The organism is Vannielia sp. SX4, from assembly GCF_052828525.1.
In genome coordinates, this window is record NZ_CM128247.1 from 2397402 (window position 1) to 2420391 (window position 22990).

General features: G+C 65.9%; 22 protein-coding genes. 14 read left to right on the forward strand and 8 right to left on the reverse strand.

The genetic code is table 11. The annotated features are described in order from the left end of the window. Nucleotides 1–19 precede the first annotated feature (19 nt). The 6 genes from ACUXVX_RS11850 to miaA all read right to left on the reverse strand — a co-directional run bounded on the left by ACUXVX_RS11850 (nucleotide 20) and on the right by miaA (nucleotide 8786). Complete coding sequence (locus ACUXVX_RS11850; protein WP_446308466.1) at nucleotides 20–2104, reverse strand: dipeptide ABC transporter ATP-binding protein; 2085 nt, start codon at nucleotides 2102–2104, stop codon at nucleotides 20–22. 180 nt (nucleotides 2105–2284) lie between these two features. Continuing rightward, a complete protein-coding gene (locus ACUXVX_RS11855) occupies nucleotides 2285–3700 on the reverse strand; it encodes an ABC transporter permease (protein ID WP_222469366.1) in 1416 nt (471 codons plus the stop codon). A gap of 13 nt (nucleotides 3701–3713) precedes the next feature. Next, a complete protein-coding gene (locus ACUXVX_RS11860; RefSeq protein ID WP_222492905.1) occupies nucleotides 3714–4763 on the reverse strand; it encodes an ABC transporter permease in 1050 nt (349 codons plus the stop codon). A 111-nt stretch (nucleotides 4764–4874) separates the two neighbouring features. Further along, a complete protein-coding gene (locus ACUXVX_RS11865) occupies nucleotides 4875–6524 on the reverse strand; it encodes an ABC transporter substrate-binding protein (protein WP_222492907.1) in 1650 nt (549 codons plus the stop codon). 323 nt (nucleotides 6525–6847) lie between these two features. Then, nucleotides 6848–7687: a helix-turn-helix domain-containing protein gene (locus tag ACUXVX_RS11870; protein WP_222469363.1), complete on the reverse strand. Its 840-nt coding sequence runs from the start codon at nucleotides 7685–7687 to the stop codon at nucleotides 6848–6850. Between the two features lie 229 nt (nucleotides 7688–7916). Continuing rightward, nucleotides 7917–8786: a tRNA (adenosine(37)-N6)-dimethylallyltransferase MiaA gene (gene miaA / locus ACUXVX_RS11875; RefSeq protein ID WP_446308467.1), complete on the reverse strand. Its 870-nt coding sequence runs from the start codon at nucleotides 8784–8786 to the stop codon at nucleotides 7917–7919. Between the two features lie 85 nt (nucleotides 8787–8871). Between miaA and pyrH the strand changes: the two genes are divergently transcribed. The 14 genes from pyrH to ACUXVX_RS11945 all read left to right on the forward strand — a co-directional run bounded on the left by pyrH (nucleotide 8872) and on the right by ACUXVX_RS11945 (nucleotide 22109). After that, the gene (gene pyrH / locus ACUXVX_RS11880; protein WP_410000850.1) at nucleotides 8872–9609 is read left to right on the forward strand and encodes a UMP kinase; all 738 of its coding nucleotides are present in this window, start codon (nucleotides 8872–8874) and stop codon (nucleotides 9607–9609) included. 108 nt (nucleotides 9610–9717) lie between these two features. After that, entirely contained in the window at nucleotides 9718–10275 is a 558-nt protein-coding gene (gene frr, locus ACUXVX_RS11885) for a ribosome recycling factor (protein ID WP_222469361.1), read from the forward strand. A gap of 190 nt (nucleotides 10276–10465) precedes the next feature. After that, nucleotides 10466–11191: a polyprenyl diphosphate synthase gene (gene uppS, locus ACUXVX_RS11890; RefSeq protein WP_222492913.1), complete on the forward strand. Its 726-nt coding sequence runs from the start codon at nucleotides 10466–10468 to the stop codon at nucleotides 11189–11191. Further along, on the forward strand, nucleotides 11188–11970 hold the full coding sequence (locus ACUXVX_RS11895; protein WP_446308468.1) for a phosphatidate cytidylyltransferase: 783 nt from the start codon (nucleotides 11188–11190) through the stop codon (nucleotides 11968–11970). Before uppS ends, ACUXVX_RS11895 begins: the two co-directional genes overlap by 4 nt. Then, on the forward strand, nucleotides 11967–13142 hold the full coding sequence (dxr, locus tag ACUXVX_RS11900; protein WP_446308469.1) for a 1-deoxy-D-xylulose-5-phosphate reductoisomerase: 1176 nt from the start codon (nucleotides 11967–11969) through the stop codon (nucleotides 13140–13142). The genes ACUXVX_RS11895 and dxr overlap by 4 nt, the downstream gene beginning before the upstream one ends. Before the next feature lie 2 nt (nucleotides 13143–13144). After that, entirely contained in the window at nucleotides 13145–14512 is a 1368-nt protein-coding gene (gene rseP / locus ACUXVX_RS11905) for an RIP metalloprotease RseP (protein WP_446308470.1), read from the forward strand. Nucleotides 14513–14648: 136 nt separating this feature from the next. Continuing rightward, nucleotides 14649–14771 carry a hypothetical protein gene (locus ACUXVX_RS11910; protein WP_261385386.1) on the forward strand — a complete coding sequence of 41 codons (123 nt, stop codon included), beginning with the start codon at nucleotides 14649–14651 and terminating at the stop codon, nucleotides 14769–14771. Nucleotides 14772–14896: 125 nt separating this feature from the next. Then, nucleotides 14897–17260 carry an outer membrane protein assembly factor BamA gene (gene bamA, locus ACUXVX_RS11915; protein ID WP_261384570.1) on the forward strand — a complete coding sequence of 788 codons (2364 nt, stop codon included), beginning with the start codon at nucleotides 14897–14899 and terminating at the stop codon, nucleotides 17258–17260. 29 nt (nucleotides 17261–17289) lie between these two features. After that, nucleotides 17290–17931: an OmpH family outer membrane protein gene (locus ACUXVX_RS11920; protein ID WP_446308471.1), complete on the forward strand. Its 642-nt coding sequence runs from the start codon at nucleotides 17290–17292 to the stop codon at nucleotides 17929–17931. 19 nt (nucleotides 17932–17950) lie between these two features. Next, nucleotides 17951–18421: a 3-hydroxyacyl-ACP dehydratase FabZ gene (gene fabZ / locus ACUXVX_RS11925; protein ID WP_222469355.1), complete on the forward strand. Its 471-nt coding sequence runs from the start codon at nucleotides 17951–17953 to the stop codon at nucleotides 18419–18421. Continuing rightward, nucleotides 18418–19215, forward strand: a complete 798-nt coding sequence (lpxA, locus tag ACUXVX_RS11930; protein WP_222469354.1) for an acyl-ACP--UDP-N-acetylglucosamine O-acyltransferase — start codon at nucleotides 18418–18420, stop codon at nucleotides 19213–19215. Before fabZ ends, lpxA begins: the two co-directional genes overlap by 4 nt. A 4-nt stretch (nucleotides 19216–19219) precedes the next feature. Then, nucleotides 19220–20164, forward strand: a complete 945-nt coding sequence (locus ACUXVX_RS11935) for an LpxI family protein (RefSeq protein WP_446308472.1) — start codon at nucleotides 19220–19222, stop codon at nucleotides 20162–20164. Beyond that, complete coding sequence (gene lpxB / locus ACUXVX_RS11940; RefSeq protein ID WP_446308473.1) at nucleotides 20161–21315, forward strand: lipid-A-disaccharide synthase; 1155 nt, start codon at nucleotides 20161–20163, stop codon at nucleotides 21313–21315. Before ACUXVX_RS11935 ends, lpxB begins: the two co-directional genes overlap by 4 nt. A 140-nt stretch (nucleotides 21316–21455) precedes the next feature. Beyond that, nucleotides 21456–22109, forward strand: coding sequence for a hypothetical protein (locus ACUXVX_RS11945; protein ID WP_222492927.1), 654 nt, complete (start codon nucleotides 21456–21458; stop codon nucleotides 22107–22109). Nucleotides 22110–22219: 110 nt separating this feature from the next. Here ACUXVX_RS11945 and ACUXVX_RS11950 read toward each other — a convergent pair whose 3' ends face one another. Further along, nucleotides 22220–22486, reverse strand: a complete 267-nt coding sequence (locus ACUXVX_RS11950; RefSeq protein ID WP_446308474.1) for a hypothetical protein — start codon at nucleotides 22484–22486, stop codon at nucleotides 22220–22222. A gap of 23 nt (nucleotides 22487–22509) precedes the next feature. After that, nucleotides 22510–22707, reverse strand: coding sequence for a hypothetical protein (locus ACUXVX_RS11955; RefSeq protein ID WP_446308475.1), 198 nt, complete (start codon nucleotides 22705–22707; stop codon nucleotides 22510–22512). Between the last annotated feature and the right edge of the window lie 283 nt (nucleotides 22708–22990).

Below are 22990 nucleotides of genomic sequence, written 5' to 3' on the forward strand. Positions count from 1 at the left end.
AAGCGTTGCGCGGCAAGCCTCATTCGGCCGCGACCTTGATCACCGGTTCCATCGCGGCGAACTCTTCGTCGGACAGGTGGCATTTGACCTGGTGGCCACTCGCCATCTGCCGCATTGGCGGCACCTCCTTTTCGCACAGCCCGCCGGGGACCCGGTCTTTCCAGCGGCAGCGGGTCTGGAACGGGCAGCCGGATGGCGGGTTCATGGCGGAGGGGATATCGCCCTCCAGCACGATGTGTTTTTTCTCCACGCTGGTATCGGCGATGGGCACCGCCGAGAGCAGCGCCTCGGTGTAGGGGTGATAAGGCGGAGCGAAGACCTGCTCGGTATCGCCGATCTCGACCACGTGGCCGAGATACATCACCATCACCCGGTCGGACAGGTAGCGCACGATCGAGAGGTCGTGGCTGATGAACAGGAGCGTTGTCTTCTCTTCGCGTTGAATTTCCATTAACAGGTCGGTCACGGCGGCCTGCACCGACACGTCCAGCGCAGAGACCGGCTCATCCGCAACGACGATCTTGGCGCCGCCCGCAAAGGCCCGGGCAATGCCAACCCGTTGTTTTTGCCCGCCCGAAAGCTGGCGCGGCATGCGCTCTGCGAAGGCGCGGGGGAGTTTGACGAGGTCGAGCAGTTCGAGCATGCGCTGCTCGCGTTCCCTGTCATTCTTGCCGATGCGGAAGATCTCCAGCGCGCGGATGATCTGGCGGCCGACGGTCATGGAGGGGTTGAGCGTGTCGAAGGGGTTCTGAAACACCATCTGGACGGAGGAGACGGTATCGGGGTTGCGGGCCTCGATCGGAGTGTCCTGAATGTCTTGGTTGAAGAGCAGGATCTGGCCCTCGGTCGCCGTCTCCAGCCCCATCAGCACCTTGGCGAAGGTGGATTTACCGCAGCCGGATTCGCCAACGATGGCAAGGGTTTCGGACTCGCGGGCTTCGAAGCTGAGGGTCTCGTTGGCCTTGACCACGCGGGTATCGCCGCCGCCGAAGAGGGCGTTGGAGGCGACCTCGTAGTACTTTTTCAGGTTGTCCATCTTCAGGACCACATCGCCGGGCTCGGCCTTTTTGTGGGTGGTCTCGGTGACGATGGGGGCGCTCCAGTCGATCTCCTGAAATTTCAGGCAGCGGGTGGCGTGGCGGTCGTTGCCGGGCACGTCGAACATGGGGATCGCGTCGGCGTCGCAGCGGCCGGCCTCGAAATAGTCGCAGCGCGGGCCGAAGTTGCAGCCGTGCGGACGCTCGTGGGGCAGGGGGAAGTTGCCGGGGATCGCGACCAGCGGGCGGGCGTTTTTATCGGCGCCGGGCAAGGGGATAGAGCGGAAGAGGGCCTGGGTGTAGGGGTGCTGCATCTCGTCGAAAACGTCTTCGATGGAGCCCCGTTCGACGGCCTCGCCGGAATACATGACGCAGAGGCGGTCGCATGTTTCGAGCACCAGCCCGAGGTTGTGGGAGATGAACAGCATCGAGGTGCCGTATTTCTTGCCGAGGTCCTTCACCAGTTCGACCACAGCGGCCTCGACGGTTACGTCAAGCGCGGTGGTGGGCTCGTCGAGGATGAGCAGAGAAGGCTTTGACATCAGGGCCATGGCGATGACGATGCGCTGCTGCTGGCCGCCGGAAAGCTGGTGTGGGTAGCTCTTGAGCATGCGCTCGGGGTCGGGGAGCTTGACGTCGGTGACGACCTCGAGCGCACGGGCCCAGGCCTCCTTCTCGCCGATGCCCTCGTGGATCATCGGGACTTCCATCAGCTGTTTGCCGATCTTCATCGCAGGGTTCAGGGAGGCCATAGGCTCTTGATAAATCATGGCAATTTCCTTGCCACGAATGTCGCGCAGCTCCTCGAGGCTCATCTGCCCGAGGTCTCGCCCCTTGAACTTGATCGACCCGCCGACGACCCGACCGTTGACCCCCAGATCCTGCATCACGCCGAGCGCGACGGTGCTCTTGCCGCAGCCGGATTCTCCAACCAATCCAAGGGCTTCGCCCGGCATCACCTTGGCCGAGAAGTCCATCACTGCCGGAATTTCGCGCAGGCGGGTGAAGAAGGAGATGGAGAGCTTGTCGATCTCCAGAATGGGGCCGTCGTAATTTTCTTCAGCCATGGGAGTCTCCGGCGTTAACCATGCGTTGGGGGCGATGCACAAGTGATGCACATCCGATGCACATCCCATGCACATGTCGGATGACATAGGGGGTGAGGTCTTGCCCCTGCGTGCGCAGGGGATTGACGGGATTTTGGCGGGTGGGTTGCGCCCATCCTGCGGCGAAGCGCGCCTGCATCATCAATCCTTCAGGCTCTCTTCGCGCAAGCCATCGGCCAGCAGGTTCAATCCGAGGACAAGGCTCATGAGGGCGAGCGCCGGGGCGAGGGCGGGGTGGGGGTAGATCGACAGGAGCTTGCGGCCCGAGTTGATCGTAGTGCCCCAGTCGGGGCTGTCGGGCGGCAGGCCGAGGCCGAAGAAGCCCAAGGTGCCGAGCAGGATGGTGGTGTAGCCGATGCGCAGGCAGAAATCGACGATCAGCGGGCCACGGGCGTTGGGCAGGATCTCCCACAGCATGATGTACCACGGGCCTTCGCCGCGGGTCTGGGCGGCGGCCACGTAGTCCCGCGTCTTGATGTCGAGCGCGAGGCCGCGGACGATGCGGAACACGGTGGGCGAGTTCACGAAGACCACCGAGACGAAGACCACGAGGATGTTGCCGGGCATGGAGATGAGGCCGAAGGGGTCGGCGTTCCATGCGACGCCGAGGTAGATGTAACCGCCGATCAGCAGCGACAGGCCGATGTAGAGGTTCCGCTTCATCGGGTCGGTGAAGTAGCGCGAGTTGAACAGCACCACGAGGAACACGATGGGGAAGAGGAAGAGCACGCCCGCCATGTAGCGGGGCAGGCCGCTTGCCACGATCTCGGGCGTCACCAGCAGGTAGAAGAGCAGGATCACCGGGAAGGCGAGGATGAGGTTGGCGAGGAAGCTCAGGAAGGTGTCGAGCTTGCCGCCGTAGTAGCCTGCCGGAAGGCCGAGGGTGATGCCAACCATGAAAGCGAAGATGGTGGCGAAGGGGGCGATCTTCATCACCTCCCAGCTGCCTGCGACCATGCGGGAGAACACGTCCCGCGCTAGGTTGTCGCCGCCGAGCAGATACCACTCCAGCCCCTCGGTGCCCTCGGGTACGGGGGTGCCGGGCACCTTGTTCTTGAGGCCCGAGACGGCGGTGAGCGGCTCGTGGGTGAGGATCATCTGGTAGAAGATCGCGGTGAAGATCCAGAACAGGACGATGCCGAAACCGATCATGCCGACTGTGCTGTCGAACAGTTTGCCGTAGAGGCCGAGGCGGCGCTTGAAGGTGATCGAGAGGGCGAAGACCACGGCCATGCCGATCCAAACCGGCAGGAGCCGGGCCGAGATATGGCCGATGATGCCCTTGGAGCCGCCGGGCAGCAGCATGCCCACCAGCGCGTAGGCGAGGATGCAGGCGAGTGCCACCAGCAGGGCGCCCATGGTGACATAGCCGATGTAATCCATCGGGGTGCGGGTGCGCACGGCCGTGCCGTCATGCTGGATGATCAGCTCGCCGGATTTCATCCCGAAGAGGCCGAGCAGGAACTGCACGAGGAAGGCGATGACGAGGAGCGCGCCTGCGGTCAGGAAGACCGGATTGAGGAAGGAGAGCGCGCCTGTCCAGGTAAGGGGGTCCATCTGTTGTCTCTCCTTACGAAATGCGGATGCGCGGGTTGAGGTAGACGTAGCCGATGTCGGAGATCAGCTGGGTGATCAGCACGACGAGCACGGAGACGATGGAGACGCCGAGCAGCAGGTCGATGTCGTTGTTGCCGGCGGCCTGCACCAGCGCCCAGCCGAAGCCCTTGTAGTTGAAGAGGCTCTCGACGATCACCACGCCGTTCAGCAGCCAGGGGAACTGGAGCATGATGACGGTGAAAGGGGCGATGAGGGCATTCCGGAGGGCGTGCTTCATCACGATGTTCGGAAAGCTCACGCCCTTCAGGCGGGCGGTGCGGATGTATTGTGCGGTCATGACCTCGGCCATCGAGGCGCGGGTCATCCGGGCGATGTAGCCCATGCCGTAGAGCGCGATGGTGAGGACGGGTAGGAAGAAGTTTTCGAAGTTCGCGCCGTCCATCGCGGAGGTGGCCGTGCCTTTGAACCATTTCAGCCCCACGGCGGAGCTTGCGAAAATGGCGATGAGGATGACGCCGGAGACATATTCGGGCATCGCCGTGGTTGCGATGGAAACGGTGGAGAGCGTCCGGTCGGTGCGGCTTCCTTCGCGCATGCCGGCGAGAACGCCGATCAGCAGGGCGCAGGGGACCATGAGCAGCATGACCCAGAGCATGAGCTTGGCGGTCAGCCCGAGCCGTGTGCCGATGATCGAGGCCACGGAGTCGCGGAACACGGTGCTCTCGCCCCAGTAGCCTTGCAGGATGCCGCAGAAGCTGGGCGCCTCTGCCGGGGTTTCGGCCAGCCCGACGCAGCGGCCTGCGACCACCTCGCCGCCGTCGCCCTCACGGGTCCAGCCGGGCACCACGCCGAGCCATTCGCCGTAGCGGACCACCATGGGCTGCCCGAAGCCGTTGTTCGCCAGCCAGCCCTGCACCTCTTCGTCCGACATGCGCGAGTTGCCCTGAAACTTGGCGAGCTTCTCGAGGTTGCTGTCGAGGTTGGTGAGGTAGAAGACGATGAAGCTGAGGCAGAGGGCCGTCAGCAGCATCGTTCCGATCCGTCGGACGAGGAAAAGGCCCATGGAATATCCCTGTCTGGCCGCGCGTGGTTATGCGTTCTTGGTGGCGCGGTGTGGATGGGTGGGGCGGGGCCGGGTGATGGCCCCGCCGCCGTGTTCAGCTGTAGGGCCCGATCAGGCCTGTTCCATCCACCACTTGTAGTGATGCATCTCGAAGGTGGGATGCATGTCCACGTTGTGGACGTTGGACTTGTAGTGGCGGAAGAGCGAGCGCCAGTAGGGCTGGATGACCACGCCCTCGTCGATCATGATCTGCTCCAGCTTGGCCATCACCTCCGAGCGGGTGGCGGCATCGGAGATCGACATGGCTTCGGCGAGCAGGTTGTCGAACTCCTCGTTGGCGAAGGCCGCCTCGTTCCACGCCACGCCGGACTTGTAGGCCAGCGCGAGGATCTGGACGCCGAGGGGGCGCATGTTCCACTCGGTGGCCGACCATGGGTAGGCGAGCCAGTCGTTCCAGAAGGTGGAGCCGGGCAGGATGGTGCGCTTCACGTTGATGCCGGCGTCGCGGCACTGCGCGGCCACGGCATCGCAGGTGGCGGATTGCCAGTCGTCGTCGATCGAGATCAGCTCGAACTCGGTGTCGGCCTGACCTGCGGCGGTCAGCATCTCCATCGCCGCCGCCGGATCGGGGGCGGGGGTTTCGATCTTGGCGTATTCCGGGTGGATCGGGCAGACGTGGTGGTTTTCGGCCACGGTGCCGAGGCCGGAGTAGCCAAGCTCGAGCACAACGGCGTTGTCGACCGCGGTTTGCAGCGCCTTGCGGACATCGGCGTTGTCGTAGGGCGCGTTGCTCTGGTTGAAGCGCACGCAGATGGTGGCGGCGGTCACGGCCTCGGACTTCTCGAAGCCGATGCCGTCGAGCACCTCGATGAATTCGCCGGTGGACTGGTAGGTCATGTCGACCTCATCGGCGTCCATCGCGGCCATCCATGCGGCCATGTCGGTGCCGAAGTCGATGAACTCGATGGTGTCGAGATAGGCTTCGCCGCCCCACCAAGTGTGATCGGCGTTCTTGACCAGCGTCTGCTTCACGCCGACCTCGTTTTCGCCGGGCAGGAAGGGGCCGGTGCCGATGGGGTTTTCGGCGGGGTCGCCGCCATCGTAGCTCTGGTGGACGATGGCTGCCGGATAGTCGGCCATGCCGGGCACGATGGTGATGTCGGGCGCGGAGCAGACCAGCTTGACGGTCATGTCATCGACCACGGTGATCGCGCCTTCGCGGGCGGCGCCGCTCTCTTCGTCGATCAGCGAGGACATGCGGGAGGCCATGGAGTTGCCCTCGACGCCCTTTTCGCACCAGCGGTTGAAGTTGAAGGCCACATCCTCGGCGGTGAAGGCATCGCCGTTGTTCCAGGTCACGCCGGGGCGGACCTTGAGGGTGTATTCGGTGGCGTCCTCGTTGGCTTCCCAGCTCTCCAGCAGCCGGCCCTCGAAGGAGCCGTCGGCGTTGTACTGGACGAGATACTCGAGCCAGCCGCGCGAGAAGTTGGCCATTTGCGACCAGTCGTAATTGCGCGGGTCTTTCAGCGCCTTGGTTTCCATCTGCACGCGCAGGGTGCCGCCCATCTGTGGCTCCATACCGTGGCTTTCGGCGGCGGCGGGCGTGGCGCCGATCAGGCTGTAGGCCCCGGCGGCGGTGACGCCCAGCGCGGTGGCGCGGGTCAGAAACTCGCGGCGGTCTAGCTTGCCGTCGAGATGCTCGGCGGCATACATCCGCGCGGCGTCATGCACCGGCTTGGTGGCTTGGGTGGGGTGCGTCATCTTGTTCTCCCTGTGACACAGTTTTTGGGTCGGCCCCTGAGCGGCGCCTGTTCTGTTTTGCCGGAGGATGCGCGGTGGCCTGATCTCGCGCGCCGTTGCTTGTGCAATCCGGCCCGTAGGCCGCATCCCCCCGATAACGCAATGAGGCCTCAGCGATGGCCCCGCGTCAATGTCGCTTTCCGCCATAGCATGTAACAAAAGCGACATGGGCGCGAGCCAAAAACGACATGGCGCGCCAGCAGCGACGGATTACGGGCGTTTCGGGCTTTGCCGGGATTTCAACGACTTGCCCGCGCGCGCGGCGGAGCGCGGCTGCCCCAGGGTCAGGCTTTGCGCGCCGCGCGGAAGGCGGTTGGGGTCTGGCCGGTGCGCTCGTGGAAGACGCGGGAGAAGTAGGCCGAGGAGCGGTAGCCCAGCATCTCGGAGACGCGGCGAACCGGCATGTCGGTTTCGACCAGCAGGCGGCGGGCCTCGTAGCCCAGACGGTCGGCAAGGATCGCAGAGGCCGGGCGGCCGCAGCTTTGGCGGCAGGCGCGGGAGAGATGGGTGGAGGTGACGCCGAGGGTTTCGGCATACTCCGAGACCGACTGGCCGGTGTAGAGCCCGCGCTCAACCGCATCGGTGAACCGCTGGGCCAGACGGCGGGAGGCGGTATCGGCGGCGGTATCCTGCGCGCCCGCGTGCTGCCGTTCGATCCAGACAGAGAGCAGACCGCCGTGGTGGGTGAGGGCCTTGTCGCGGGCCGGGCGGGTTCCGTCGATCTCGCGCTGCATCGACTCGAGCAGGGTGGTGACCTCGCCCTGGGCCAGCGCATCGCGCACCCGCAGGTGGCAGGGCGCGGCGGGCAGCTCGATGCCGGAGTTCTCGTTGAAGAAGACGGCGGTGCCATAGACCTGCGCCGTCACCTCGAAGCCGAACATGGTGCGGGGCGGGATGAAGATGGCGTTATGGGCGCCGTAGCCACGGGTGAGGCCGGCCACGGTGATGCGGCCCTGACCGCGGGTGAACCAGAGCATCAGCGGGGTGCGATAGCTGCGCATCGCCTCGGTGCGCCACTTGCCGCCGGTCGCCAGCCGGGCAAGCGGCACGAGTTCGATCGGGGCCTTGGGCGGCGCCGGGGTGAGCGGGCCGGTCACGGGGCGGTGGGTGGTGCGAGGCAGCATGGCAGCAGCGGGTCCTGAAACGGCGAAATGGCTGAAAATGGCGAGACTATGGTGAGCAGAAGGCGGGCAGATGGCGGGATGATTGCCGAGGCGCGGGGGGGCTTTCAAGGGTTATGTTGGAAATGTGCAAATCGGGCTTTTGGCGCCGGATTGTTGAGGAAATCGGCGCAATCGCCGGTTTGGGGCGATATCTGGGAGGGGTATCCGGCGTGCCCCCAAGATGCTGCGGTCAGAGCGCGCTGGCGGAGACGTTTTGCCAGGCCTGCATCCGCGCCCGGAACCAAGAACGCTGTCGTTTTGCGTACTGCCGTGTTGAAATTTTGGCACGTTCGGCGGCCTCGGAGAGACTCATCTTGCCGCGCAGGTGGGCGATCAACTCCGGCGCGCCGATGGCTTTGGCGGAGGGCAGGGTGGGGGACCAATGGGGCAGATTCGCCCGGGCCTCGTCCAGCGCGCCGGCTTCCAGCATCAGGTCGAAACGGCGGGCGATGCGGGGCGTGAGCCACTCTTTCGGGGCATCGACGAGGAAGGGCTGGGCGTCGGAGAGGGGCAATATCGGCGGCGGGGTTTCATCCTGCCAGCGCCAGAGCGGCTTTCCGGTAGTGCGCAGCACCTCCCATGCGCGCTGGACACGGGCGCGGTTGGCGCAATCGATCCGGCTGCGCTGCTCATCGTCCAGCGCGGCGAGCAGGGCCGCGAGGGGCAGGGCATCGGCCTCAGCGCGGACCTCGGGCGGCACCTCGGGGATCTCGGCCAGCCCCTCGGTCAGCGCGGTGAAGTAGAGGCCCGTGCCGCCCGTGATGATCGGGCGGGCGCCGCCAGTGAGCATTGGCGCGACATCGCGCAGCCAATGGCCAACGGAATAGGCGGTATCGCCCGGCACATGTCCGTAGAGTGCGTGGGGTGCGGCGGCCTCTTCCTCTGCCGAGGGGCGAGCGGTGAGCACGCGCCAGTTGGCGAAGACCTGAAGCGCATCTGCGTTCACCACCACCCCGCCGGAGCGTGCGGCCACCTCGAGCGCGAGGGCGGATTTGCCTGATGCCGTGGGCCCGGCGATGAGCACGGGGCGGTCGGCATCCAGCGATTTCCAGTCTATCATGTCGCCTGCACACATCCGCCGTTGAACCCGCCCGCAAATTCCGACATTTTGCGCGCCAGATGCAAGTGGCCCCGGGGAGAGCGCGATGATGGATGCAATCGGAGATGGGGCGGCAACGAAGTATCGGCGGGTTCTGCTGAAAATTTCCGGCGAGGCGCTCATGGGCGATCAGGGCTTTGGCCTGCATCCGCCCACGGTGGAGCGCATTGCCCGCGAGGTGAAGAGCGTCAGCGATCTGGGCGTCGAGATCTGCATGGTGATCGGCGGCGGCAACATCTTTCGCGGGCTTGCGGGTGCCGCGCAGGGGATGGAGCGGACCACGGCCGACTACATGGGGATGCTCGCCACGGTGATGAACGCGCTGGCGATGCAGGGCGCGCTGGAATCGCTCGGCATCCACACCCGGGTGATCAGCGCGATCCCGATGGATCAGGTGTGCGAGCCCTATATCCGCCGCCGCGCGGTGCGCCACCTCGAAAAGAAGCGGGTGTGCATTTTTGCCGCCGGCACGGGCAACCCCTATTTCACCACCGACACCGCGGCGACTCTGCGGGCCAACGAGATGGCCTGCGAGGCGATCTTCAAGGGCACCAAGGTGGACGGGATCTATGACATGGACCCCAAGCTGCACCCCGAGGCCAAGCGCTACGACAAGGTGAGCTACGACGAGGTGCTGATGAAGAACCTCAAGGTAATGGATGCGAGCGCCATTGCGCTGGCGCGCGACAACATGCTGCCGATCATCGTGTTCAGCCTCGACGAGCCGGGCGGGTTCACCAGCATTCTGGCGGGCGAGGGCACCTATACGATGGTGAAGGGCTGACGGATCGCTCGTGCTGAGGCAATTGGTGGGTTGCACCAAACCTACGGCGCTGGAAATGCAAAGCGCGCTGGCATAGAAGCGCGGGCAGATTGAGAAGAGGACGAGCTGATGTCTGACGAATTCGAGCTGGATACCGACGATCTGGAGCGCCGGATGGATGGCGCCATCGCCAACCTGCGGACGGAGTTTGCGAGCCTGCGGACGGGCCGGGCCAGTGCCAGCATGCTGGAGCCGGTGCAGGTGGAGGCCTATGGCCAGATGACCCCGATCAACCAGGTCGGCACGGTCAACGTGCCGGAGCCGCGGATGGTGACGATCAACGTCTGGGACAAAGGCTTGGTGAACGCGGTTGAGAAGGCGATCCGGAACTCCGGCCTCGGCATCAACCCGCAGATGAACGGCACCATCATCATGCTGCCGATCCCCGAGCTGAACGAGGAGCGCCGCAAGGAGCTGACCAAGGTGGCGGCGCAATATGCCGAGAACGCCCGGGTCGCCGTGCGCAACGTCCGGCAGGACGGGATGCAGCAGATCAAGAAGGCCGACAAGCTGGCCGAGGATGACCAGAAGTTCTGGGAACAGTCGGTGCAGGAGATGACCGACGCCCACATCAAGAAGATCGACGGGGCGCTGGAGGCCAAGCAGGGCGAGATCATGCAGGTCTGAGCCTGCAGAAGGGATCTGGTAACCCGATTGCAACGCGATGCGCGTAGGGCTGGAGCCGGGCTCGGCCCGCCGCGCAGACCCGCAGCAAATCCGGGCGGCCGCCGGGACATTCTGGCAATGGCCGCCCTGCCGCGCTAAAGACGGCAGTGCCGGTGCCCAGAACGGGCAACACGGCGAGGAGGCCGGCAGTATGGCGACAGAGGCGAGCGAAGGGGCGGCACCGCGGCACGTGGCCATCATCATGGATGGCAACGGCCGATGGGCAACGCGCCGGGGCCGGCCAAGGCTCTTTGGCCATCAGGCGGGCGCGAAACGGGTGCGCGAGATCGTCGAGGCCTGTCCTGATCTGGGCGTCAAGTATCTGACGATCTTTGCTTTTTCGACCGAGAACTGGAAGCGGACCCAGGCCGAGGTGGCCGGGCTGATGCTGCTGTTCCGGCGCTACATCACCAAGGAGGCGCAGCGCCTGCTGGCCAAGGGCGTGCGGGTGCGGTTCATCGGCGACCGGGTGAAGCTGGATGCCAAGCTGGTCGCGCTGATGGATGAGTTGGAGGCGCTGACGGCGGGCAACGAGAAGGTGCATCTGACCATTGCGCTCAACTACGGCGGCCGCGACGAGGTGACCCGCGCGACCCAGCGCATGGCGGTGGAGGTGGCCGAGGGCCGCCTGAAGCCCGAGGATGTGGATGCCGAGACTCTTGGCCGCTTTCTGGACACCTGCATGCTGCCCGACCCCGATCTGGTGATCCGCACCAGCGGCGAGGCGCGGATCAGCAACTTTCTGCTCTGGCAGTCGGCCTATGCGGAATACGAGTTCATCGACACGCTCTGGCCCGACTTCTCGGCGGAGTGCTTTGCAGAGATCACCCGGGGCTTCGCCTCCCGGGACAGGCGATTTGGAGCCGTGAAGGCATGAGTGGAAAGTGGGACGATCTGGCGCCGCGGGTGATCGCGGGCGCGGTGATGGTGGTTGTCGGCGTGGCGGGCATAAGGGCCGGGGGCATCTGGTTTCAGATGCTGGCGGTGTTTGTGACCGCGGTCATGATCTGGGAACTGGCCAGAATGATCAAGCGGGAGGGCGAAAGCGCGATGCTGCTGGCGGCCATCACCGCTTCGGTGCTCTCGGGCCTGCTGGCGCATGAGGCGAACTGGGCGCTGCTGCTGCTCTTTGCCCCCGCCGTGGTGGGCGCGCTGATGATGCCGCGCGAACGGCTCACGTTCTTCCTGTTTGCGCTCGGGATCATGACGGCGGGGTGGGGGCTGGTGAGCTTCCGCGATGTCTATGGCGGCACTTGGCTGTTCTGGCTGGTCTTCGTGGTCGTGGTGACGGATGTGGCGGGCTACTTTGCCGGGCGGATGCTTGGCGGGCCGAAGTTCTGGCCGGCGGTCAGCCCGAAGAAGACATGGTCCGGGACGGTGGCGGGCTGGGTCGGTGCGGCCTGCGTGGGCGCGCTGTTTTTGACCTTCACCAACGCCGGGCGCGACCTGATCTGGATTTCGGCAGTGCTCGCCTTTGCCAGCCAGATGGGCGACATCGCGGAATCGGCGCTGAAGCGGCGGATGGGGGTGAAGGACAGCTCCTCGCTGATCCCCGGCCACGGCGGGCTGTTTGACCGGTTCGACGGGTTGCTTGGCGCGGCGCTGCTGATGCTGCTGGTCGCGCTCATCGTCGACGTGCCCGAGGTGCGGATTTGAAGCGGGTCAGCCTGCTCGGCGCGACCGGCTCCATCGGCGAGAGCGCGATTGACCTGATCGGGCGCGGCGGCTTCGAGGTAGAGGCGCTGACCGGCGGGCGCAACGTGGCGCGGCTGGCGGAGCAGGCGGTAGAGACCGGCGCGGCGCTGGCGGTGACCTGTTTTCCGGAATGTTACGAAGAGCTTGCGGCGCGGCTTGAAGGCAGTGGCGTGGAGATTGCGGCGGGGCCGGATGCGGTGGCGCAGGCGGCGGCACGGCCTGCGGACCTGGTGCTGAACGGGATAGTCGGGGCGGCGGGGTTGCAGCCCAGCCTCGCGGCGGTGCAGGCCGGGTCCACGCTGGCGCTGGCCAACAAGGAGAGCCTCGTTTGCGCCGGGCCGCTGCTGATGGAGACGGCGCGCCAGGCGGGGGCCACGGTGCTGCCGGTGGACAGCGAACATTCAGCGGTGTTTCAGGCGCTGGTGGGCGAGGAGATGGCGGCGGTGGAGCGGGTGGTGATCACCGCGAGCGGCGGCGCGTTCCGCGATTGGCCGCTGGAGAAGATCGCCCGCGCCACGCCGGAAGAGGCGGCCACCCACCCGAATTGGGACATGGGGCAGCGGATCACCATCGACTCGGCCAGCATGTTCAACAAGGCGCTGGAAGTCATTGAGGCGCATGAGTTCTTTGGGCTGGAGCCCGAGCAGATCGAGGTGCTGATCCACCCGCAGAGTGCGGTGCATGCGCTGGTGGGCTTTCGCGATGGGGCGATGATGGCGCATCTGGGCGCGCCCGACATGCGCCACGCCATCGGTTATGCACTGAACTGGCCGGAGCGGGCCGAACTGCCGGTGGAGCGGCTCGACCTTGCGGCGCTGGGGCGGCTCGACTTTGCCGCGCCTGACCCGGCCCGCTACCCGGCGCTTGGCCTCGCGTGGGAGGTGATGCGGGCAGGCGGGCTGATGGGCGCGGTCTTCAACGCGGCCAAGGAGGCGGCGCTGGACGGGTTCATCGCGCACACCATCGGCTTTGCCGAAATGGCGCAGGTCGTGGAGCAGGTGATGGGCCGGATGGCCTCGCAAACCGGCCTTAACAATGACATGATGACCCTTGATAACGTGCTGCAAGCTGACCAGATGGCACGAGAACTGGCCCGCGAGGCCATGGCAAAGACAAAAGAGGCAACGGGCTAGGCATGGAATTTTTCGGGATTCTGGGAGGCACGGCAGGTTATGTCGTGGCCTTCGTGGTGGCGCTTTCGATCATCGTGGCGGTGCATGAGTACGGCCATTACATCGTGGGCCGCTGGTGCGGGATCCATGCCGAAGTGTTCAGCCTCGGGTTTGGCAAGGTGCTCTACAGCCGGACTGACAAGCACGGCACGGAGTGGCAGGTCGCCGCGCTCCCCTTTGGCGGCTACGTGAAGTTCATGGGCGATGCCAATGCTGCCTCTGCGGGCGCGGATGGCGAGGCGATGGCCGGGCTGAGCGAGGCCGAGAAGCGCCGCACCATGCCGGGCGCGCCGCTATGGGCGCGGGCGGCCACAGTGGCGGCAGGCCCTGTGTTCAACTTCATCCTCAGTTTCATCGTCTTCGGGGCGATCTCGCTGATCCGCGGCGTGGCGAGCGAGCCGGTGCAGGTGGGTGCGCTGGAGCCGCTGCCGCAGGAAGTGCGGGTGCTGGAGCAGGGTGATGTGATCCTCTCCATCGGCGGGGCCGAGATCACCGATTTGGGCAGCGTCTATGAGGCGAGCCGCGATCTGGATCTGAGCCAGCCGGTGATTTACCGCGTGGAGCGCGGTGGCGAGGAGTTGGAGCTGGAGGGGACGACCCCGTTTCCGGCGCTGGTCTCTTCGGTTTCGCCCAACTCGGCGGCGATCGACGCGGGGCTTCAGGTGGGGGATGTGATTGTCGGGATCGACGGTGAGCAGATCACCGCGTTCCGGCAGCTGCAGGATGTGATCTCCAGCGGTGGCGGTGAACCGGTTGAGCTGGACGTGTGGCGCGAGGGCAGCCGGGAGGAGTTTACCCTCAAGCCGCGCGAGACCGACGTGCCAATGCCCGATGGCAGCTTTGAGAAGCGTTACCTGATCGGGATCAACGGCGGGCTGGCCTTTGAACCTGCAACGGTGCGGCTGGGTGCGCTGGAGGCCGTGGAATACGGCGTGCGGCAGACGTGGTTCATCGTGACCAGTTCGATCTCGGGGCTCTACAACATGATCACCGGGGGCATTTCCAGCTGCAACCTGAGCGGGCCGCTGAAGATTGCCACCACCGCCGGGCAGATGGCGAGCCAGGGCAGCCAGAGCTTTATCTGGTTCGTTGCAGTGCTTTCCACAGCCGTGGGTCTGCTGAACCTTTTCCCGATCCCGGTGCTGGATGGTGGACATCTGGTGTTTCATGCATGGGAAGCGGTCAGCGGCAAGCCTCCGCCCGAGAAGGCGCTGAACGTGCTGATGATGATCGGGCTGACGCTGATCCTGAGCCTGATGGTCTTTGCGCTCGGCAATGACCTGTTCTGCGAGGGCGGTCTGTTCTGGAAGCTGCGCGGCCTCTTCGAGTGAGGGCAGGGGCGGCCTGAGGGCCGTGCCTCAATCTTGCCACAATCTCCGGTCGGGCGGCCAAATTCGCGCCATAGTCGGTGGCTAGAACTTTGGGCGAACCAGAACCGGAGACGCAAGGCAAACGCCCATGCAAACGATGACTGAAGGATACCAGAGCCTGAGCCTGATCGTCCGCCTCAACTCGGACCGACTGCTCTATGTGGCCACGATCGCAACCGCCCTCGGTGGCGGCGCATGGATCGGCTCGCTCTTCCACTGATGTGGCCTGACAGACAGGCAAATGAAAAAGGCGCCTTCGGGCGCCTTTCGGCGCTTTGACACCATCCCCAGAACCCGCTAGTGAAGTTGGATAACAAAAGGCGGTAAAAACTGGGGGCTGAGGGCATGTTGCGAGCACGCGAGACCGGCGCAGAACTGGGCGCGGCGAAGGGGCTGATGCACCGCATCGCGCTGGTTATTTTTACAACGTTTGCAGTAGCTTGTACCGTGGCGCCGAGCCCGGTGGCAGCGCAATCGTTCAGCTTCAGCCGGGTCGAGGTGAACGGCAACCAGCGGGTTGATGCGGCCACCATCGTCTCCTACGCCGGAATCGCTCGCGGTGAAACTGTGAGCGCGGGCCAGATCAACGACGCCTACCAGAACATCCTCGCCTCCGGTCTTTTCGAGACGGTCGAGGTGATCCCGCGGGGCGGCACGCTAGTCATCAATGTTCGGGAATACCCGACGATCAACCGCATTGCCTTCGAGGGCAACCGGCGCCTGAAGGATGAAGACATGGCCGCGGCGATCCGCAGCCAGTCGCGCCGGGTGTTCCAGCCCAGCCAGGTCGAGGCGGATGCGGCCGCGCTCACCGAGCTTTATCGGGTTCAGGGCCGGGTGGCTGCCACTGTCTCGCCGAAGGTGATCCGTCGCAGCGGCAACCGTGTGGACCTCGTGTTCGAGGTGCGCGAAGGCCGCGTGGTTGAGAACGAGCGCATCAGCTTCGTCGGCAACCGCAAGTTCTCGGACCGCCGTTTGCGGGGCGCGCTGGAGACCAAGCAGGCCGGTCTGTTCCGCCAGCTCATCCAACGTGACACGCTGGTCGAGGAACGGATCGAGTTCGACAAGCAGGTGCTGCGCGACTTCTACCTGAGCCGGGGTTACATCGACTTCCGCGTTCAGAGCGCAACTGCCGAGATCACCCGCAACCGCGATGCCTTTCTGGTGACGTTCAATGTGCAGGAAGGGCAGCAGTTCCGCATCGGGCGGGTGACGGTGACCTCCAGCATGGCGGAAGCCAACGCCAACGAGTTCCGCAATGCGCTGCGCATTCGGAGCGGCCGGGTTTACAACCCGCAGATCGTGGAAACCAACATCAACCGGATGGAGCGGCTCGCCGCCCAGAAGGGGATCAACTTCTTGCGGGTCGAGCCGCAGATCAGCCGCAACGAGCGGACCCAGACGCTGGACATCAACTTTGCCATCAGCAAGGGCCCCCGCATTTTTGTGGAGCGGATCGACATCGAAGGCAACGCCTCCACGCTGGACCGGGTGGTGCGCCGCCAGTTCCGCGTGGTCGAGGGCGACCCGTTCAACCCGCGTGAAATCCGCGAAGCGGCAGAGCGCATCCGGGCGCTCGGCTTCTTCGAGACGGCGGATGTGAACGCGCGGCAAGGCTCCTCGGAAGACCAGGTGATCGTGGACGTTGACGTGGTCGAGGCCTCGACCGGCTCGCTGGGCTTTGGGGCCTCTTACGGCTCCGATGCGGGGCTTGGCTTCAACATCAACTTCTCCGAGCGCAACTTCCTCGGACGGGGCCAGTCGCTCAGCTTTGGCGTGGATACCACCAGCTCGTCGCGGAGCGTGACCTTTGCCTTCCGCGAGCCGGCCTTCCTTGGTCGCGAGGTGACCTTCGGCCTCGACGCCAGCTTCCGGCAGACGGAATCGGAGAACTCGCGCTACGACTCGGCCATCGGCCTCATTCGCCCGCTGTTCGAGTTTCCGCTCGGCGAGCGCAGCCGTATGCAACTGCGCACGGCGGTGAACTACAAAGAGCTCTCCGGCATCGACATGGGTGACGGCGGGGCCGATACCGGCTCGTCCTTCATCCTGCGGACCGAAGAGGGCGAGCGCTGGGATGCCTCTGTGGGCTACACCTACATCTATGACAGCCGGATCACCGGCCTGAACCCGAATGCGGCGATCCGCTTCTCCTTCGGGCAGGACTTTGGCGGGCTGGACGGCGAGAACCAGTACATCAAGACCACGGCGGCGATGACGGCGCAGACGCGGGTCTGGAACGAAGAGGTCACGCTGCGGGCCGAGCTTGAGGGCGGTGCGCTGCACTACACCTCGGGCGGCTCAACGGTGCTGGACCGCTTTACCCTCAACGGCCGGATGCGCGGCTTCGAGGCGAACGGCCTTGGCCCGCGCGACCTGAACGTGACCAACGAGGATGCGCTCGGCGGTAACTACTTCTTCGTGGCGCGGCTCGAAGCCGAGTTCCCGCTCGGTCTGCCGGAGGAATACGGCATCTCGGGCGGTGTCTTCTATGACATTGGTTCGGTCTGGGGCCTCGACAACACCGGTGGCGGACCGGACGGCACCTTTGAGGTGGACGACGATCTGCACTGGCGGTCGGCCATTGGTGTCTCGGTGTTCTGGGATACGCCGATCGGGCCGCTGCGCTTCAACTTCTCGGAAGCGATCATGAAGCAGGACTACGACAAGACCCGCAGCTTCGATATTTCGATCCGCACCGAGTTCTGATGCCACGCCGCTCACATAGCCTGGGGCGAGTGCTCCGGGCAGGCGTGGCGGCGGCGGGGCTCTGCGGCGCGGTTCTGGTCGGGCCGGTCTGTGCACAGGATACGGGCCGGGCCGCGCCCTCGGTGCTGACGATCAATCAGGAACGGTTGTTCAGGACCACGCTGTTTGGCCAACGTTTGCAAAGCGAGTTGAACACGGCCCGCAGTGAGCTCATCGCCGAGAACGCCCGCATTCAGGAAGGGCTAGAGGCCGAGGAGGCCGAGTTGACCGCGCAGCGGGAGACGATGGAGCCTGCCGCCTTTCGCGACCTTGCCGATGCCTTCGACGAGAAGGTGACGGAGATCCGCGCCGAGCAGGAGGCCAAGACCCGCAGCCTGCAGCGCCGGCAGGAGCGCAGCCAGCAAGTGTTCAGCTCTGCGATCGGGCCGGTGGTTCGGGAGGTGCTGGAAGAGCGCGGTGCCTCGGTGATCCTCGATTCCCGCGCGATCCTGCTCGCCGTGGCCGATGTGGACGTGACGGATGTGGTGCGCGCGCGGGTGGATGCGATATTGGGCGATGGCGGCACACTGGCGGTTCCCGCCGACGAGGCCGAGGACGCCCCGCAGGAGACGGAAGAGATTCCGTTCTCGACCGGGGAGCCGGTAGAAGAAGAGACTGCCCCGGCAGAGTGACGATCAGGAAGGACAGACCATGAGCGAGACCCCGGACACCGTAGATCTGGAGATGATCCAGCGGATCATTCCGCATCGCTACCCGTTTCTGCTGGTCGACAAAGTGCGTGACGTGAAGTTCTGCGAGAGCGCCTGCGGGATCAAGAACGTCACTTTCAACGAGCCGCATTTTCAGGGCCACTTTCCGGGGGCACCGATCATGCCGGGGGTCACGATTATCGAGGCGCTGGCGCAGACCGCTGCCGTGATGGTGGGCGCAAGCCTTGAGCTGCAGGACAAGGGAATGCTCGTGTATTTCATGGGTATGGAGGGCGTGAAGTTTCGCCGCAAGGTGGTGCCCGGCGATGTGTTGGAGCTGCATGTGCAGGTGACCCGCGGCAAGCCCGGCGGCAAGGTCTGGAAGTTCAAGGGCGAGGCAAAGGTGGAAGGCGAGATGGCCGCCGAGGCAGAGTTCACCGCGATGATGGATATGCCTGCGGAGGCAAAATGAGCGTCGCCTCGACCGCCACGATCCACCCCACCGCCTGCGTCGACGAAGGCGCAGTGATTGGCGCGGGGGTCGATGTTGGCCCCTTTGCCTATATCGGCCCAGAGGCGGTGATCGGCGAGGGGTGCCTGATCAAGAGCCATGCGGTAATCACCGGCAACACCGAGATCGGGCCGGAATGTACGATCTTCTCCTTTGCCGTCATTGGTGAGATCCCGCAGGATCTGAAGTTCGCGGGCGAGAAGACCAAGCTGGTGATCGGTGCGCGCAACCGCATTCGCGAGCATGTGACGATCAACTGCGGCACCGAGGGCGGCGGCGGCGTGACCCGTGTGGGAGACGATTGCCTGATCATGGCGGGCGCCCATGTGGCGCATGATGCCCAGGTCGGCAGCCGGGTGGTGATCGTCAATTCGGCGGCCATCGCCGGGCATTGCGTGATCGAGGATGATGTGATCATCGGCGGGCTCTCGGGCATTCACCAGTGGGTGCGGATCGGGCAGGGCGCGATCATTGGCGCGGTCAGCATGGTGACCCGCGATGTGATCCCCTATGGCCTCGTGGAGGCCAGCCGGGGGCGGCTGGAGGGGCTGAACCTCGTGGGCCTCAAGCGCAAGGGCGTGGCGCGGTCTGACATTACTGCGCTCCGGGCGGCCTACCAGATGCTGGCGCAGGGCGAGGGGGCATTTCAGGATCGCGCCCGGCGGCTCGGCGAAGAGACCGAGAGCGACTATGTGCGCCGGATCGTGGACTTCGTCACCGGGGAGAGCGACCGCTCTTTCCTGACCCCGGAGTAGGGCCTTGCTGGCGCTGATTGCGGGGCAGGGGCTGTTGCCGTCGCGGCTGGTGGCCGCGTTGGAGCGCGAAGGCCGGGACTTCAGGCTTTATGCACTAGAGGGCTTCGAGCCGGAGGTGGGTGACAGGGCCGTCACCCGGTTTCGGCTGGAGGAACTGGGGAGTTTCATTGCAGGGCTCGTCGAGGGCGGCTGCGAGGCGGTGTGCCTTGCGGGTGCCGTGAAGCGCCCGCCGATCGACCGCGCACGGGTGGACCCGGCGACCCACGGGCTGATCGTGCGGCTGGCGGGCGCGATGGAGCGGGGCGACGACGGCACGCTGCGCGAGATCATGGCGATTTTCGAGGAAGCGGGCCTGCGGGTGGAAGCGGCGCATGAGATCGCGCCCGAGTTGCTGCCCGCGAGTGGCGTGCTGACAGGGGCGTCGCCTGGCCCCGGCGACCATGCGGATGCGACGCGCGCCGAAGCCGTGGTGGCGGCGATGGGGGCCGCCGATGTTGGGCAGGCCTGCGTTGTTGCCTCCGGCCAGGTGCTGGCGGTGGAGGCCGCGGGCGGGACGGATTGGATGATCCGCAGCCTGATGCGTGTGCCGGAGGCGGTGCGGCGCGAGGAGCAGGAGCTGCTCAAGGGCGCGACCCTCTTCGAGCGGGCCTCGGAATGGGTGGCGGATGTGAAGGAGTTCCTCACCGCCGCCGAGCCCTCGCGGCTGCCGGAGCGGGACAAGGCGCTGCCGGAGGGCGGGTTGCTCTACAAGGCGCCGAAGCCGGGGCAAGACCGGCGGGCGGACCTGCCGGTGATCGGCCCGGCCACGGTGATGCTGGCCGCCGAGGCGGAGCTGCGCGGCATCGTGGTGGAGGCAGGCGGCGTCATGGTGCTCGACCTCGAGACGGTCGTGGCGATGGCCGATGCCGTGGGGCTGTTCATCTGGGTGCGGCCCAAGGAAGCCCCATGAGGATTTTCGTGATCGCGGGCGAGCCTTCGGGTGACAGGCTGGGGGCCGCACTGATGGGCGGGCTGAAGGCGCTGGCGCCGGGCGTGGAATTCCGGGGCGTGGGCGGCTCGGGCATGGAGGGCGAGGGGCTGGAGAGCCTCTTTCCGATGGAGGAGCTTTCGGTGATGGGGATCGCCGAGGTGCTGCCCAAGTACCGGCACCTGATGCGGCGGATCAAGGAATGCGCGGCGGAGGTGGTGGCCTGGCAGCCCGATGCGCTGGTGACCATCGACTCGCCCGACTTTTGCCTGCGGGTGGCGCGGCGAGTGAAGGCCGAGGCGGCGGTAAAGACCATCCACTATGTCGCGCCCACGGTCTGGGCTTGGCGGGCGGGCCGGGCCGAGAAGATGGCGCAGGTGATCGACCATGTGCTCGCGCTCTTCCCCTTCGAGCCGCCCTACATGGAAGCGGCGGGCATGAGCTGCGATTTCGTCGGGCATCCGGTGGTCTCGGAGCCGGTGGCGAATGAGGCGGATGGGCTGGCGTTCAGGGCCGCGCATGGGATTGGCGACGCGCCTCTGGTGATGGCGCTGCCCGGCTCGCGGCGGGGCGAGGTGGGGCGGCTGGCGCCGATCTTTGGTGAAGCGCTGCGCCCGGTGGTGGCGGCCCGGCCTGAGACGCGGGTGGTGGTGCCCTGCGTGGCCTCCACGGCGGGGCTGGTGCTGGAATTGACGGCTCGCTGGCCCGGCGCGCCGGTGCTGGTGGACCCGCGCGGCAAACCCGCCAAGGAGGCGCAGGCTGAGAAGCGGGCGGCTTTTGCGGCTGCGGATGTGGCGCTGGCGGCCTCCGGCACGGTGTCTCTGGAGCTGGCGGCGGCGGCCCTGCCCATGGTGATCGCCTACGACATGAACTGGATCAGCCGCCAGATCATCAGCCGGATGCTGAAGATCGACACGGTGACGTTGGTGAACCTCGTGGCCGAGAGCCGCACGATCCCTGAGTTCATCGGTGCCGAGTGCAAGCCCGCGAAGATTGCCGAAGGGTTGAAGGCGGTCATGACCGCGCCCGGCGCGCAGCTTGAGGCGATGGCGGTCACGATGGACCGGCTGGGCCGGGGTGATGAGCCGCCGGGCCTGCGGGCGGCGCGATCGGTGCTGGCGCAGATCGGGTGACCACGGTCAGTTTTGGAGCTTGGTGCCGCGTGACGGGGCGGGTTTCAGAAAGCTGACAACAGTCCTCAGCCGCAACGGGCTTTGTAGAAAACCCCTCCGGGCGTAGACTGGCAGCCGTATCTCGTGACGGGAGGAAGCTGTTGGGTCGGCGGGTCTCCATGATGTTTGCGGGCATTCTGGCGTTTTCCGTGGCGCTGTGTGGCCACGGACGCCCCGGTGCGGCGCAGGAAGCCGAGGCGGAGGGGGCCTTGGCCGTGCTGCTTGACCTGACGGCTGGAGATGAACGCGAGGTGCTGGCCGAGATCGGGGCCGCATGGCCCGGCAGTCGCCGCACTGGCTTCGGCCCGGACCCGTCCACGGAGGGTGATCCGTGGTTCTGGAGCGCGGTGATCCAGACACCGGGCGGGTTGGCAACGCCGCCCTATGGGCTGACACTCACCTGCACGCAACATGGCTACGACAGCCACCGCGCGCTGATCGCGCTGCGCCAGCCCGGCTTGCGCCCATGGCCCGGCGGGGCGGAGGTGCGGCTCTATTGCGAGGCTTACGGGGTGTTCTGGGGGCAGGGGCTGGAGGCGGCGTTGGTGCGCGGGGCGCAGCCGCTGCTGGAAACATGGACCTCAGACAGGGACCGCTCGCGCGCCGGGAGGATGGTGTATCGCGGCGGAGACACCGCGCCGCGCCAAGGGCGAATGGTCAAGAGTTTCCGGCTGGAGGTCGACCGGGCCGCAGGCACGCTGCCGGGTGTGGTGGTGGCGATGGAGGTGGAGATTTTCGGGTTCGGCGTGCGGTGAGGGCCCCGAAGGGCCCGCTCTCCGGCCCCGGCCGAACCGGAAAAGCGCGGGGTGCGGAGAGCGGGAGGAAGGGCAGGGCCGTAGGCCGTGCCTTTCCGGAGCTGCAAGGCTCAGGCGGCCTTGGGCAGCTCGGCTGCGCTGGAAACCAGAAGAAGCGCAGGCTGCCGCGCGGTGCGGGGCATCGGCGGCAGTTCGGAGACCGCCTCGGCGGCCATCTGGGCATAGGCGCGGCGGCGGGCGCCGAAATCGAGCACCGGCAGGGGGGCGGTGCGATCACGCCCGAAGGCCACTTTCAGGACATTGCCATCACGGCGGCGGGCGAGGCCGAGCAGGGCGGATTTGCGGTTGGCGCGGGCGAGGTTTGCGAGGGTGGTCATGGGGGCGTTTCCTTTGTTGGGGGTCAGGCTGCGAGCGGCAGGGCGGTGACGGTGGGGGTGGGGCGCAGGGCCGCCGGGCGCATGCCAAGATCGGGCGGCAGCACCGGGCGGATGCGGGGGGCGCGGAAATCGACGTGGATGACGTTGCTCTCCCCCGGGCCAGCGAGGGCTGAGAGGGCGGCGGCGCGGCGGTGGCGGGCGATTGCGGAGAGCTTGGTCATTGGTTCGGTTCCTTCAGGGGCTGCAGCGGGTGCAGGTTGTGGTGGTTGCGGCGGGGCGGAGGCCGGTGCCGCGGTTGATGGGATGATCGGGCCACGATGCGGCGGGAGGTAAAATTGGCCGATAGGGGGAAGGCACCCGCTTCCACCCAAGGGATGAGCGGTTTTTAAGGAATTTAACGTGTTATCGGGTGCTAAGGCGCCGAAAAACCGCCTGAATTCACCGATCATACCCAGGGTGGAGAGGCGTTATTTAGGCCCTGAAGCCGATCTTATTTCATTCAAA